Source organism: Microcoleus sp. Pol11C2, assembly GCF_036701505.1.
In the GTDB taxonomy this organism is placed as follows: domain Bacteria; phylum Cyanobacteriota; class Cyanobacteriia; order Cyanobacteriales; family Microcoleaceae; genus Microcoleus.
The window spans coordinates 1-12541 of record NZ_JAUBQX010000003.1; the positions used below are offsets into that span (position 1 = coordinate 1).

At 48.4% G+C, this 12541-nt stretch carries 20 protein-coding genes; 8 read left to right on the forward strand and 12 right to left on the reverse strand.

Annotated features, from left to right (window positions below):
* The 9 genes from QUA42_RS27640 to QUA42_RS02610 form a co-directional block, all read right to left on the reverse strand.
* Positions 1-370 (reverse strand): IS1 family transposase (locus tag QUA42_RS27640; protein WP_445301282.1); only part of this gene is annotated, 370 nt, incomplete at its 3' end.
* A 131-nt stretch (positions 371-501) separates the two neighbouring features.
* Positions 502-870: a hypothetical protein gene (locus QUA42_RS02575; RefSeq protein WP_333134840.1), complete on the reverse strand. Its 369-nt coding sequence runs from the start codon at positions 868-870 to the stop codon at positions 502-504.
* Positions 867-2078, reverse strand: a complete 1212-nt coding sequence (locus QUA42_RS02580; RefSeq protein ID WP_333134842.1) for an IS110 family transposase — start codon at positions 2076-2078, stop codon at positions 867-869. Before QUA42_RS02580 ends, QUA42_RS02575 begins: the two co-directional genes overlap by 4 nt.
* 285 nt (positions 2079-2363) lie before the next feature.
* Positions 2364-2663 (reverse strand): hypothetical protein, encoded by a 300-nt coding sequence (locus QUA42_RS02585; RefSeq protein ID WP_333134844.1) that lies wholly within the window; start codon positions 2661-2663, stop codon positions 2364-2366.
* Between the two features lie 81 nt (positions 2664-2744).
* A complete protein-coding gene (locus QUA42_RS02590) occupies positions 2745-3254 on the reverse strand; it encodes a hypothetical protein (protein WP_333134846.1) in 510 nt (169 codons plus the stop codon).
* A 16-nt stretch (positions 3255-3270) separates the two neighbouring features.
* On the reverse strand, positions 3271-4098 hold the full coding sequence (locus QUA42_RS02595; protein WP_333134848.1) for a hypothetical protein: 828 nt from the start codon (positions 4096-4098) through the stop codon (positions 3271-3273).
* A 259-nt stretch (positions 4099-4357) separates the two neighbouring features.
* Positions 4358-4738, reverse strand: a complete 381-nt coding sequence (locus tag QUA42_RS02600) for a hypothetical protein (RefSeq protein ID WP_333134850.1) — start codon at positions 4736-4738, stop codon at positions 4358-4360.
* Positions 4739-4756: 18 nt separating this feature from the next.
* On the reverse strand, positions 4757-5017 hold the full coding sequence (locus tag QUA42_RS02605; protein WP_333134852.1) for a hypothetical protein: 261 nt from the start codon (positions 5015-5017) through the stop codon (positions 4757-4759).
* Between the two features lie 51 nt (positions 5018-5068).
* The gene (locus QUA42_RS02610) at positions 5069-6811 is read right to left on the reverse strand and encodes a hypothetical protein (RefSeq protein ID WP_333134854.1); all 1743 of its coding nucleotides are present in this window, start codon (positions 6809-6811) and stop codon (positions 5069-5071) included.
* A 125-nt stretch (positions 6812-6936) separates the two neighbouring features.
* Between QUA42_RS02610 and QUA42_RS02615 the strand changes: the two genes are divergently transcribed.
* From QUA42_RS02615 to QUA42_RS02650, 8 genes are all read left to right on the forward strand, one after another.
* Positions 6937-7383 carry a hypothetical protein gene (locus QUA42_RS02615; protein WP_333134856.1) on the forward strand — a complete coding sequence of 149 codons (447 nt, stop codon included), beginning with the start codon at positions 6937-6939 and terminating at the stop codon, positions 7381-7383.
* A 203-nt stretch (positions 7384-7586) separates the two neighbouring features.
* Entirely contained in the window at positions 7587-8396 is an 810-nt protein-coding gene (locus tag QUA42_RS02620) for a hypothetical protein (RefSeq protein ID WP_333134858.1), read from the forward strand.
* A gap of 1 nt (position 8397) precedes the next feature.
* Complete coding sequence (locus QUA42_RS02625; RefSeq protein ID WP_333134860.1) at positions 8398-8877, forward strand: hypothetical protein; 480 nt, start codon at positions 8398-8400, stop codon at positions 8875-8877.
* Positions 8878-8931: 54 nt separating this feature from the next.
* Positions 8932-9210, forward strand: coding sequence for an HU family DNA-binding protein (locus QUA42_RS02630; protein ID WP_333134862.1), 279 nt, complete (start codon positions 8932-8934; stop codon positions 9208-9210).
* 81 nt (positions 9211-9291) lie between these two features.
* On the forward strand, positions 9292-9618 hold the full coding sequence (locus tag QUA42_RS02635) for a hypothetical protein (protein ID WP_333134864.1): 327 nt from the start codon (positions 9292-9294) through the stop codon (positions 9616-9618).
* 87 nt (positions 9619-9705) lie between these two features.
* The gene (locus tag QUA42_RS02640) at positions 9706-10047 is read left to right on the forward strand and encodes a hypothetical protein (RefSeq protein WP_333134866.1); all 342 of its coding nucleotides are present in this window, start codon (positions 9706-9708) and stop codon (positions 10045-10047) included.
* 4 nt (positions 10048-10051) lie between these two features.
* Positions 10052-10285, forward strand: coding sequence for a hypothetical protein (locus QUA42_RS02645; RefSeq protein WP_333134868.1), 234 nt, complete (start codon positions 10052-10054; stop codon positions 10283-10285).
* Positions 10286-10290: 5 nt separating this feature from the next.
* Complete coding sequence (locus QUA42_RS02650; protein WP_333134870.1) at positions 10291-10887, forward strand: hypothetical protein; 597 nt, start codon at positions 10291-10293, stop codon at positions 10885-10887.
* Between the two features lie 38 nt (positions 10888-10925).
* Here the strand turns inward: QUA42_RS02650 and QUA42_RS02655 are convergent, their stop codons facing one another.
* Genes QUA42_RS02655 through QUA42_RS02665 form a run of 3 tightly spaced genes read right to left on the reverse strand, consistent with a single transcriptional unit; the run spans position 10926 to position 12418 of the window.
* A complete protein-coding gene (locus QUA42_RS02655; RefSeq protein ID WP_333134873.1) occupies positions 10926-11489 on the reverse strand; it encodes a hypothetical protein in 564 nt (187 codons plus the stop codon).
* Positions 11489-11830 carry a hypothetical protein gene (locus QUA42_RS02660; RefSeq protein WP_333134875.1) on the reverse strand — a complete coding sequence of 114 codons (342 nt, stop codon included), beginning with the start codon at positions 11828-11830 and terminating at the stop codon, positions 11489-11491. The genes QUA42_RS02655 and QUA42_RS02660 overlap by 1 nt, the downstream gene beginning before the upstream one ends.
* Positions 11831-11845: 15 nt before the next feature.
* Complete coding sequence (locus tag QUA42_RS02665; protein WP_333134876.1) at positions 11846-12418, reverse strand: tyrosine-type recombinase/integrase; 573 nt, start codon at positions 12416-12418, stop codon at positions 11846-11848.
* Between the last annotated feature and the right edge of the window lie 123 nt (positions 12419-12541).

Consider the following 12541-nt stretch of genomic DNA (forward strand, 5'->3'; position numbering starts at 1 on the left):
CCGACCCTTTATTCACGGCTGTCCACAGCCAAATTTTGTTTTTTTTATTGCCCACAAATGTTTGCAATTCATCTATTTGGGCCACTTCGGGAATCTCGTCATAATCTGGCTGTTGGGGCAAACTTAACCCCGCCAATTTAACCCAATTAATAACAGTGTTATGACTAACACCAGTTAGTCTTTCTATCCGACGAAAACCATTCCCTTCAAGGTAAAGATGCAAGCAATATTTTTTGACAGACTCGGGATAGCCTAGGGGCGAGTAGCTATCAATAAACTGGCGGCAACAGTTTTTACAAAGATAATTTTGCTTACCTCTTTTATGGCCATTTTTCTTAAGATTACTAGATTGACATTCAGGACAAATCATAGCTGAATTTTCGTTGATTGTTAGCGCTTAGCATACCACAAGTGTGCAACGCCCGAATATAAGCATCGACAAAACGGCTATTGAGGCAGCGGTAATGCCGTTTCCCTACTCCAAAATAATTTATCGCCCTATTAGTAACAATATCTTTTGTCTTGAGCTTTGGGCTGTCTTTGGGAGATGCGTTTATGTCCTAGGAGGGTGGAGATGATGATGCAGCGTTGGCTGTTTCTTAAGTTGGGATGATATAGCGTTAGGGTTCCTTTGGCTCTTATACTCGTTAGGGTGCAGTCGTGGTCGCTTCGAGATACGGGACAACCTCGATGGTTGAACATGACGCGCCGGATTGGGCCGTTTGTTTTTTGATCGTTGCTTTCATTTACTTGGAGCACGGTTGTTTCATCTGGATCTATTTGAATTTGCGGTTCTAATTCTTTCCATTGACTGCCTGGTACTTGGGCTGGGGGAATGTCGGCTGGGTGAACTGCTATTTGTACATTCACTCTAGAGAATTAACAAGCTCGCGGACGAGCTCTTTAAACAACATTTTTACGGCCTTAGCCGCCACGCGCGATCGCACCAGCCGCACCGGCCGACCGCTGGCTTTCTCAGCGTCCATAATTTCCCCCAGCCGATCGCCAATGTCGTTAGCCATGCGGCAGCGCTTGACTTCGAGCCGGGTAAAAACCCATTGCCAGAGAGCTTTTCGGCACAAATCGCTGCCGCCAACAACCTTAGACTTTTGTAAATCGCCGCTGCTTTCTTGACTTGGCGCGTAGCCCAGGGCTTTAGAGAATCGGCGCAGCGACAAATGCCGTTTGGTCGGCTTGCCCGATCGCCTCCCCTTGCGAATTTTGACATCTGGCTTGCCGTCGGCAGCGAGGTAATTTTCGATCGGGAAGATTTGGGAAAGCAGCAGCGCCTCGACTCGGCGGCCAAATCCAAATCGGGCAAAAACTCGGCGGTACGGCAAAAACTGCGGCTCGCCGACTAATTTAGACAGCTCAAATTCGAGCGCCATTTCCTCGCGCTGAATGTCGCAAATGCGGGCGGCGTGGCGTCGGAGTTCATCCGTGATTCCCAATCCGATCGACCGCTCGTAGAGCAAATCGTATTTTACAGACTGCCGCTCGCTGCACAGCCAGCCCCAAAGCAGCGGGACTTTTTCCCCAGACCGCAGCGATTTAATGAGCGCCACCTCCGGGAACTGCCAAGCCAAATCTTGCCGCGCCCTATTTATGATGGGGCTTTGGACGCGGTTGAGATGAGCGAGCCGCAGGACTAGGCGGCGAATTTCCACGATTGTGCGATCGCGCATTTGAACAAATCGGCGCGGGCTATCTTGATAATCCCAGCCGTAGATTGCAAGCGCCAAAGCATCCGCGTCATCGTCTTTATCGGGCAAGCCCAGGTGATGCTCGCGAAAACTCCTCAATTCCTTATGACCGACTAACCGCACTTCCACCCCGGCGCGGGCGAGTTGGGTTCCCCACAAAACTTGATAATTAACCCCCGTGGGTTCCATTATTGCGATGGTTTTGGCTAGATTTTCGACTCCGATTAGTGCGAGCAATTCCGAAATTCCGTGTGCTGTTGCGGTGAATTTATGGAAATTGTAGCGATAGTAAAATTCGCGCGGTTCGTTGATTTTTTCAGATATTAGACAGCAAGAAACTGAGGCCTTACTGATATCTAGCCCGATTATTTGCATTAAATTTTTGTAGGTGAGGTTTCCAAATCTCGCAGCAACAGCTTATGAATCACCCAAAGGCCACAATATGAGCCTACTTCACTCTTAAAGCTTCTAAGTGCGCGAGATGTAAGCAATTAATGAGGCTGCGATCGAGCTTGTGAATGTACCAAAGCCCTAACAGCTTGTTTTTTCCTGAAAGCCCTAAACCGCAGTCTTTTTTAATCGGCGGATTGATTTGGACTCGATCCGCGACTTCCCCTTATTAAGGGGAGTTTCGGCCGCAGAGTCCACGCGCGGCGCTCGTCAGGCGGTTGTTGTGATGGAGTTTGTCGCTACCAGGGCAATGTAGGCGTAGAGGTAGTCGATGTTTTCCATTAAAACTGTTGCGAATTCGTCCGCGCCGTAAAGATTCAGTAGGGAGTTCGCAGCGTTGACGTATTTATTGAGGCAGCGGTCGGGTGGCTGTTTTCGCAACAGTCCTCTCGCTTTTGCTTCCCTGATGGTGATGAAAACTTCTTGAGTTTCGGCATCGCTAAAAGTGTCGAATCGCTCTTTTGCCGATTTGATTAACTCGGTGATGTGGTGCTTGTTTTTGGTTGGCATGGTAGATTGTAAGTAGAGGACAGTTAGCCAAAACCGTTTCTTGAAGCGGTCAAGTCGCACTGTTGACCGCTTTCTTGCTTATTAATTGAGCACTTTAAAGACGTAATGAGTTTTAGCCTGTGGATTATCTTGAGTTTTTTCCGTTAAGGGCATCATTACGTTTTCGATAAATTGCTCTATCTCTTCATCCTCCACAGGTTTCGCATGAATGGCGGCCTGTAATCCAATATTATGAGCCAGTTGTTCGCACGGTTGTCCAGTGATTTCGCTCAATAAATTCATCAAAATTGAGTTGGTTCGCGAACACGAGTAAATAAGCTGTTTTTGCTCAATTGGCAGATCTTTCATACTGATGGTGTCGGGATGCTGACTATCGCTACCGTCTGGAATAATGCGGATCGAATTCAAATTGAGTTCGCAGTTGTCTAGAGAGTTGTCTAGTATTTCCGCTAACTGCTCAAGCTCTTTATAGTTCCCCTGGCTCTTCAAAATTAAGTCAGCGACTTGAACGTCAAGGGCGACAATTTGGGCTTGAATTTCAGGTCGAACTGGGGGCAAATCGGAATGCCTGTAAGTGAAAGTATGGTGCATGGTAATTTTTTAAAAATTAGGATGAGTCCGACACGTCGTCGGATCTACCGGGCAAGTTGATAGCTTTTTGATAGCAAGTTGATAGCTTGTCGCTGGCAATGTTTGCTACGGGTTTGTCAGTTTTGCCGATCGCCCCTGCGGCCACTTTTTCAAACTCAGCATCAAGCTGATCCAAAATTTCTAGCTGCTCCGGCGTGTGTTCTGTCGGTTCGTCGTCTTCTGGCGGATTGTACTCGTCGGCAATGCGGTCTAAGAATTCCACAAACGACAGACCGGCCGCCGCTGCTTTTTTGGCAAGGATGGCGTAGGTATCTTTTTTGATGCGGACTTGCTGGAGTCGCGGCTCGGGGTTTTCGTCGATAATTTCGGCGATGGTTACTGCTGAAATTTTTTCCTGGGGAACGACTTCTACAACCTCTCGCCACTTGGACTCTAAGGGACTCTCGCCGTACTGATCGACTGTGGCGAACTTTACCAAGGGGAGCGCCTGAGCTACGCAGTTGGGCAAGATTTTGAAGCCAGATTTAATTAACCGCAGGCAGACGCTCGCAGCTTTGATGATTTGCTTGCAGTAGAAGTGCTGGCGGCCCAATCCTTGCTCGCAGTAGGATTTAAAGTCCTTGAATTTGTCCTTGTACAAGCGGTATCGGCGGATTGTGTGCAGCATGATTCCCTGCCGCACGTAGTCGAGAAATCCCCTTTTAATTTCGCTCGTGAGCGAGTCTAAATTGTGGAATGGGGATTGATTCTGGATGGCTTCTTCAAAGTCTAGAAGCGGTTGATATTCGCCCTCTAGTGGCTCTATCCAATTGTCTAGAAATTGTGAATTTAATGTGAGATCCATTTGTCCATTTTTGGCGGTAGAGGTGCATTTTTGCGAATTACAGAATTCCAAGGTGAATGGAAATCAACTTTATGCGAAGGCATCCAACACAGTTCGCCGTCAAAAGTTTGTATTAACAAAAAGAGGTTGGAATGACGAACTAGAGGAAGGCGTATTTCGCCAATAACCCACCCCGGGCATTGATTCAAATAGTGGTAGCCGAACAAGCACTCTTTCGGCTCTCTTAAAAAATCAATGTGTTTCTGAGTCACTTGCATAGTTAGTCGTCGTGGTAATTCATGGCTGATTCTATGTAATGGTCGGGGTCGGTGACAAAGACAGGTAACTTTTTCCAAGCATCCATAAACTCAGTTTCGATGCCCGTTTTATCGTCCGAGCGCCAAACAAACTCGCCTTTTTCGTTTTGATGAATCGATACAAATAAGTGCCCGTCGTTAAAGGTGAGCGACCCCCAAACCTCATAAACTACGTAGCGGTCATCCACCAATTCCCCTGTTAATTTGATGGCGTTATCGGGTTCATAGCCGTTAAATAAATGTCGATACCAAGTGGCTTTTTTCATAGAGGTGGGAGGGAGCGATCGCCCAAAGCAAAAAAGACGATCGCACAAAACAACATCAGATTCAGGAGATAAACGCAAGGTGATATCAGCCGGGTGCTACATAAAGGCATCACCTCCCGGGGGCGATCGCCCGATCGGCCCCAAAAATGCTTTCGGGATAGTTTCGGGATAGTTTCGGGATAGTTTCGGTATGCGTTTAGGATGCGTTTGGGTTGAGTTTAGGTTGAGTTTGAGCTGACCTAGGCTGACTTGGGCTGACTTGCGGCTGACTTGCGGCTGACTTAGGCGGAAATTTGGGAGGCTTAGGGCCCGGTAATCGTGCGCCGATAGCTGTGTCAGGCGGTTCGTCGGTGTCATCTGTCCGATCGCACCAACAGTCAAAAGTGGGAATAAAGAATGGGAACATCGCTACACCGCCACGTCGAATAACGACAGTTGATTCCCCAGCGGGACGGCCGCTCCCTTCTTCTTGCTGGCAGGCGCAGATTTTTGCTTCCGAGCGGTCGGCGGGGTAGTTTCTCGCTCGCGCTGCGCTGCTGCTTTCTCCTGCGAGATTGCCTGTTCTGCGAGGATGGCGCGGATTAGGCTGCGTTTGCCTGCACTGCCTGGGATTGCTGGTATTTCCATCTCGCGGGCGATCTGTTTGAGCTTGAATGTCGAGAGCGAGTTCAGTTCGTCTGCCGTCCAATTTGTCGGTTTTGCCGATCGCACTTTGTGCGAATAAACCTCAAATTTCTCGCCCCTGGACTTGTCGAAGGTTTCGCCGCTGAGGAGGAATCTTCCCGGCTTCATCTCGTAGTCATAAAGCAAGCGCTGTTCGATCAGCGCAGCGCAATCGAAATAAACGAAATTGGGTTTATTGAGCGGTTGGATTTTTGCCCGCCAGATTCCCCGGCGGGATTTGTAGATGTCGAGAATCTTGCCGATGTGCTGCCGATCGCTCCGGCGGCCGACTAACATTCCGATAGCCAATTCGGCATAACATCCCCGACCGTCGCCCCGACCGGGCGGTTGCTGTTCGTCAAAGGATTTTTTTATCTGACTGTCATGTGACTGAGCTTGTGGCGCAATGATCGGAGCTTGTGGCGTAATGATCGGAGCTAGTTGAGTTGGCTGATCGGGTAAATCTCGCCCTCGAACTGCTTGATGATTCCCTGCCACTGCCAATACTCGATCGCCTTCTTGGTTTCCCAGTCCTTCAGTTGCAGCGCTGCTGATATCTCCATCCAATTCGGCGGGATGAGAGCGCCCGTAACGTATATCAGCACCTTCATTTCTGGCGATGTCGGGTTTAGTAGTTGCATTTTGGGTTTTGGTTTCGAGTTCGGCAATTAGCACCTGATTCAACAGCCAGCGATCGTATGCAGCATCAAAGTCTGCTATTGAGGGGTAGTCGTCGGGTTCTGGCGGCTCGTTGGTATCCTCCCACTCCAGCAAGTTGAGCTGACCGCTGGGTTCTGCTGCGTGGAGCACTTCGCCAAATTCTGCATTGTTCCAAGCGTCGGCGGTTGTCAAGATCGGATTCAGATCGGAACCGGGGGGATTCTTGGAGACACTCTCGAAATAACTGTCAATCTCAGCGACGTGAGTCCGCCGGAATTCCTCAACGTCGAGCACAGGCGCGATCGCACTTTGACTCACTTTTGCCTCACTTTTGGCGGCGGGTCTGGGATAAACGATGCTGCCAAACTTGGATTCTAGCGGCGGCTCCTGGGCTTGAACTTCGATCAAGTCTCCGAGGCGTGAGCGGGAAAAATCAAAGCATCCCCCCGCCCCAAAATCAACGCGCACACCGCCAGAATGCTGTACAGCAACAATGGTTCCGGTCAATGACTCTTTTTCGATTCCCCAACGCTGAGAGAGCGATCGAACTTTGCAGCCTATCTGGAATTTAGGCTCCTGGGCTTGAACTTTGATCGGCTCCGGGGTCGGTTCAGCATCGATGCTGGCCGCTTGTTCGATCGGTTCGACACCGGGGGAAGTTTCGGGGAATGGAAAGCTTGCCAGTGCTGCAATCCAGTTGCGTCTGAGCCGTCTGTCGCCGTCGGGGAGGCAGTTGAGCCGCTCGCCGATTTCCTTGAGATCCTTGAGACTCTTCTGTTGGAGAAGTTTGAGGTCGAACATAGGGGGGAAAGGGTGAGTGAGACTCACCCGCGAATACTGAAGGTATGCTCTGCAATCTTGTCACAAGTGTGACTTTGGTCTATCATAAAGTCACACTTGTAAGTTTGTCAAGGTCACAAGTGTATCTTTGCTAATCTTTTAAGGAAGACGTTATGAATCAAGAGCATGGTCAAAGTCAAGAAGGCAAAACAGTTGGAGTACGGGGAACTGAGGACAAACAGGACGTTTACCCTCACACCGACAGGAGCGAGACTTTTTCGGGAGCTAGCTCAGGGTTTGGGGGTCAGTGGCTCAGACTTGATCGAGAAGCTAGCAAGGAGGGAATTGGAGATTTCAACCCCTTTGGGGGAGTTATTGACCAGCTAATAGACGATGCTAAAAAGCAGTTGGTCAAGAGTCAGGAGTGCATCGTCTGGTACAGAGAGGAGGTCAAAGAGTACCAGCAAAAGCTGGACAACTTAATCAAACTAAAAGAGCTGCAAGAACAGCAATACCAAGAGATGCTGCGTCAGCAAGAAGCGCAGCGGCAACAGCAACTAGAAGCATCCAACAATCGCAGCGAGGAGAATCCCCCAAGCAACGGGACGCTCGCAGAATAGTAAGCAGTCAGAACCAGCGCCTATGTCAGGTGCTGGTTTTGCGTTAGTCCTAAACTATAACTACACATAAATCGGCTTCTATGAAAGAGCATTTATGTGTAGCAAGAAATATTCATCACGAAAGACTTATGGGAGAAGCAAAGCGCAGAAGACAGTGTGACGCAACTTTTGGGGTAATCCCCCGAGGAACACAGAGCGTTGGTGTGTGGCCTACCATTTCAATCGGTGAGTCAGAAGATTTCACTCTGGATTTCCTCAGTGACGAGTCAGTCAAACTCGCAAATTCATTAATAGAAAATCACGGCAAGTCTCCTGACGAAGTTTTTGAGATATGCCGTCAATCTGGGATACAACTGTACAACGAGAAATTTTACGAAACTATCGCCAAATCTCAAGGATTGCTTTTACTCTGGCTGAACATGGGCCGATTGGCAGATGAAGCGGAAAGCCGCACTCTCACAAAACTAGAAGCAATAACTGAGTGGACAGAGCATTGGGAAAAAGCAATTCCTATTTTAGGGCAAGTAGACCTTGCGGCCCCTGAACTAAGGGTGTGGTTTCGCCGGCTAAAAGGTATAACCATGCTTGCGTTGGGAAAATTGGCAAAATCTCTCAGCGAGTCTGCTGTAATGGGTTTCCTATCAGTTCTCGAAGCGCGGCGCTCTACTTTATCCCTGGGCGAAACAACGCTCGAAATAGGATTAGCTTACGGGCATAGCAACATCATCTATGCTGGAAAATCTTTGATGATTTACAAAGGCAACGACGAGGATAACTCTACGCAAGGCAGGGGAGAATTAATGATAGCTGTCAAACATTCAAGCGGCTGCTGGAGTCATTACCCGTCCCCCGAAAACGTGAGAATCCCCTTATCTGACTACAAAAAAGCCAAGGCAGAATTAAAAAAAATTCCCATTGCCTTGAGAGGTGAATTGATACATTTTGAATCGGAGAAGCTTGCAAAACTGCTGGGACTGACAGTCAAGGGAAAGTACGCATATCTAATCAACTAACATGAACCACACAGACCCCAACTATCCCGACCTTGAAAAGTATGCGGCAGAGCTAGCCTCACTCGAAGACAAGGCACCGGCTCCGATCGAAATTCATCCGCTGGCAGCGATCGCCATCATCTCCCACATTCAGCTAGCGACCCGTCACCCGTCGCTCGCCGGCAGAGAAGGACTTACATCAATTGCGATCGGCGCAGCGCGGCAACTGCAAGAATTATTCAACCCCGAATCTACCACCGCTAAAGTGCTGGAACTTGGTTGGAAATCAGAGGAAGACTTACCGCCAGAATGGCTTGAACAGGCGACAGACGGCGACGGATATGTAAACCTCGACCAGATTCAATATTTTCCAGATGCCGAACTTTTTGAAGATCGCCCCGAAAGCTTTGAGGATTACATCGGGGAAGAGCCGTTAGACCGATTTGTAGACCCGGAAGAAGAAAGAGCTACCTACGAGCCGGAACCCTACTGGCATCCTTGATGCGCTACTAATGACTAATAACCAATAACTGATAACCAAAGGACGATCGCACTTATGAACAAAGGCGAACTGATTGATGCAATTGCAGAAAAGGCCAGCGTCACCAAAAAGCAGGCAGATGCCGTGTTCACTGCCGGCCTCGAAGCAATCATGGAAGCTGTCTCCGGTGGGGACAAAGTAACGCTGGTAGGCTTTGGCTCGTTTGAGTCGCGGGAGCGAAAGGAGCGAGAGGGTCGCAACCCCAAAACCGGCGACAAAATGGACATTCCCGCAACAACTGTGCCGGCATTTTCGGCAGGCAAGCAGTTCAAGGATGCTGTCGGCGGCCGGTAAGACAGTAAGACAAATTGCCGATCGGTCGTGAAGGGCGATCGGCTGCTAGCAAGTTTTCTAACTCTTAGTAAGAGGGGACAAATGGTAAAAATTCGTTGTGGTGAAGATTTAGGCATTGATACGGAGCAAGTGATCGGATGGGTTCTCGTCAAAGATTGTTGTCGCGAATATCAATATCCGAGTCTGAATAACCCTATTGAGAAAGCGACGTTACAAGTAGAAGATCGTTTACTGCTTTACACTTCTGGCGAAACTCTGGTGCTGACAGCGACAACTCTAGGAGTTGAAGTTTTTGCCCGCGTCCACAATTTGCTGGTAAATCTTTTTAAGATTGACCTTTCCCAAGATAGCCATATTAAGGTAACAACCAATTACGGCCAAAGATTACAGCAAGAAATCACTAACTAGACAAACACTAGACAAATTGCCGATCGGTCGTGAAGGGCGATCGGCTAGTTCCACAAAGACCGGACACACCACAAGGACAGATTAACCATGCTGCAAGAGCTCTATCTATTTGATTGGAATACTACCGACAAACGAATACAGCACCAGCAAAATTCTGATTCTGAAGAATTAGAGAGAATGTGGTGGGAAGATACCGACGAAATTTTCAACACTTGGGAAAACATCGCCGCAGCCGTCCTCTGTACCTACCGACTGATAAGGGCGATCGTGCTTGCAGAATTATTTTTAATGTTGCGGCGATTCGTAAGAATTGCATCAAAAGTTGTGTGGATAAATCCCGCACTTGCAGACCGGATTGGCAATTGGGGAGAAGAGGTGCGCGAGCCGTGGAGTCTAGCTCTAATCCATGAAGAATTTATTACAAAGTAAGGTCATGGCATCTAAAGAAACACTTCTCCAGCAACACGCCAAACTCTCCGATGTAAGACAATGGCTGATGGCAAAAATACGCGACACAGATGACGAGCAAAGCCGCGCCGCTCTGTTTGAAGCGATGAAGGCGATCGGCTTTGCCCTCATATACGTGGAAGAGGTGGAATTCCTCTCCCACCGCACCGACAACACAAATATTCCATATCAATACCCATCCGTACTAGACAATTACTAGACAATATGACACCCGAAGAAAGCTTAGAAAAAATGCAAGCGGCCTCTGACCGCTTTTATAACGATGCAGTTCGCACCAACTGCCACACATTTATAGAGTTTACCGGCTTACTCAATGAGTTTATCAAAGTGTGTCGCGAGAACTTGGCTCAAGGTCGCGATTTCACTCAAATCAGCGCGCACAGCAGCGAAGAACCTCTCAAAATCAAAGAGCATCAAATCCAGTATATGAATGAGAAACTTCACTGCATTTTCCAAGGAGCAATCATGATGGAAGCGCGGCACGCTGTTAATTCTGTAACCGACTCCACAATGGTTACAGAATTAACAGCCCCGCCTGTTGATGATTCGCCGCTAGATCCAATATCGATATACCAACCGCGCGGCACAGCCCCAGAGACTTGTCGCAAATATTATCGATTGTCTTACAAAGACGGCGGCCGGGTAAGACACGTCCACGTCCGCGGCGGTAACACCGATTCACCCATTGCTCAGGCAAAAGTGGCGGAAGTGCGATCGCTCTTAGCGGCCGGAATCCCCCCCGCCGAAATTGCCGCTATGCTGCGGCGGCCTTGCACAAACTCGCTACCTTCGTGCGACTGACTCCGGAAGCCTCGGCAATCTGGGAATAACTCTTGCGCTCAGTAGCGCAATCGGACAAAAGATGCGCGAACGAGGCGAGCGATTAGATTAAGAGGAAAATATAATTGCACCATTCTACCTCCTTGCCCGTCGATGCCCAGCCGAAAACTTAAAGCGAAATCAACAGAATTGTGACCTTCCATGTCGATGTATTTCACCAATTCCGCGCCGCCTGCTTTCCACCAAACCGGCGAAATCACAGCAGCCCCGGCATATTGCCAGTAATCTTGGGTCGTGCCTCCAGATGTGTATTGGACGTAAAGCGACATCGCAAACAGAGAGTCAGATGAGCCCGAATTGACATTATTAAAAGTGCCGACATCGAACCAGGTGTTTGCCAAGATACTGATTTGCGCGGGCGCGGCGACAGATTGCTGTACAACTGTCACAGGAAGGGCTAATTGATACCGTGCGTCTCCTTCCGTTTGGGTAAGATATTGCGGATGTGGATCTGTGGCAGCTTCGTGGGCTGCGGTTGCCGCTGCTGCTGCCGCTGTGGCTTCGGTATCCCGCGCGATCGCTTGGGGTACTTGCGGCTCAGTGATCGGATTGTGAAGAGGCACTAGATAATTACGAGCTCCGTAACGTTTACATTTGTCGGGCTGGCTGTACTTCTCATCACTGCGGCACCTTGCCAAGGCGCGACAGAAGAATCCTCAAAATAGCCGCCGGGCAAAATTTCAGCAGTAAAAGCAGTTGCCGAAATAGTTGTACCGTAAGCAAAAAGCGCATTAGCTGTCCCGTCATTAAAAATAGTAAAACTTTTTCTATTTTTAGCCGCAGTGCGATCGGGTACGATAGTTGTGGTTGCAGTTGTTAATGCAAATTCTGTTAAAGTCCCTGCATTAGAATATTGGGTTTGTTGCTGCTGCTGTTGCTGTTGGCTTGGATTAAATAAAGTCATAGATTAATATTTTAGTCAAAAGTTTTCAATAGCACTTTTTAACTGTTCGTCCGACACATCAATATATCGAATGAGAGAACTTAGGCTGGCGTGTCCTGTCAATTTTTGAATGATTTTTATGTCATACCCTTGCCTGCTCAAGTGTGTGATAAATCCTCGGCGCGGTGAATACAAGCTATACCCTTGTTTCTCCAATCCGGCTTTTTTTACAGCGCGTCTAAAAGCCTTGTCTACAGCTTGTCGGCTTAAATGCCTGTCGGCGCGATATAGAGAAGGGAATAAAAACCCCGATTCTGGCGGCTGGTACGCAGCTAACATCAGTTTCAAGACCCTGTGTATATCTACCTGTCGCGATTTTCTATCCTTACGGTTAGCCGCTGGATACAGCATTTTATCGCGGGGTTGCCGCCTCCCAATATTTGCGTAAACGTGGTTAACGTCGATTTGTAGAATAGCTTCTGGCCTCTCTCCAGTGTACCAAGCAAACCCTAAAAATAATTTGTAAAGTTCTGTTGTAAATTGGTTGCTGATTTGTTGGTAGGTGAGCGGACATAATGGTGTTGCTTGTCCTAGCCTTAAAATTTTCATAGTTGCTGTTTGTATACGAATACCGACCAATTAGCAACCGTTTAGCTGCTTCCCTCAGTGTAGCAGCCGAAACTATGATTGCCCGGTTGTTTGAATTTTTAAAGGAGTTGCTGTTTTGTCTAT

What these genes read in the sequence shown, in the direction of transcription:
- QUA42_RS02605 (WP_333134852.1), bottom strand. Translation starts at nt 5,017, where the DNA reads ATGACACCGACGAACCGCCTGACACAGCTATCGGCGCACGATTACCGG.
- QUA42_RS02665 (WP_333134876.1), bottom strand. Translation starts at nt 12,418, where the DNA reads ATGAAAATTTTAAGGCTAGGACAAGCAACACCATTATGTCCGCTCACC.
- QUA42_RS02585 (WP_333134844.1), bottom strand. Translation starts at nt 2,663, where the DNA reads ATGCCAACCAAAAACAAGCACCACATCACCGAGTTAATCAAATCGGCA.
- QUA42_RS02650 (WP_333134870.1), top strand. Translation starts at nt 10,291, where the DNA reads ATGACACCCGAAGAAAGCTTAGAAAAAATGCAAGCGGCCTCTGACCGC.
- QUA42_RS02635 (WP_333134864.1), top strand. Translation starts at nt 9,292, where the DNA reads ATGGTAAAAATTCGTTGTGGTGAAGATTTAGGCATTGATACGGAGCAA.
- QUA42_RS02615 (WP_333134856.1), top strand. Translation starts at nt 6,937, where the DNA reads ATGAATCAAGAGCATGGTCAAAGTCAAGAAGGCAAAACAGTTGGAGTA.
- QUA42_RS02630 (WP_333134862.1), top strand. Translation starts at nt 8,932, where the DNA reads ATGAACAAAGGCGAACTGATTGATGCAATTGCAGAAAAGGCCAGCGTC.
- QUA42_RS02580 (WP_333134842.1), bottom strand. Translation starts at nt 2,078, where the DNA reads ATGCAAATAATCGGGCTAGATATCAGTAAGGCCTCAGTTTCTTGCTGT.
- QUA42_RS02640 (WP_333134866.1), top strand. Translation starts at nt 9,706, where the DNA reads ATGCTGCAAGAGCTCTATCTATTTGATTGGAATACTACCGACAAACGA.
- QUA42_RS02625 (WP_333134860.1), top strand. Translation starts at nt 8,398, where the DNA reads ATGAACCACACAGACCCCAACTATCCCGACCTTGAAAAGTATGCGGCA.
- QUA42_RS02590 (WP_333134846.1), bottom strand. Translation starts at nt 3,254, where the DNA reads ATGCACCATACTTTCACTTACAGGCATTCCGATTTGCCCCCAGTTCGA.
- QUA42_RS02595 (WP_333134848.1), bottom strand. Translation starts at nt 4,098, where the DNA reads ATGGATCTCACATTAAATTCACAATTTCTAGACAATTGGATAGAGCCA.
- QUA42_RS02660 (WP_333134875.1), bottom strand. Translation starts at nt 11,830, where the DNA reads ATGACTTTATTTAATCCAAGCCAACAGCAACAGCAGCAGCAACAAACC.
- QUA42_RS02645 (WP_333134868.1), top strand. Translation starts at nt 10,052, where the DNA reads ATGGCATCTAAAGAAACACTTCTCCAGCAACACGCCAAACTCTCCGAT.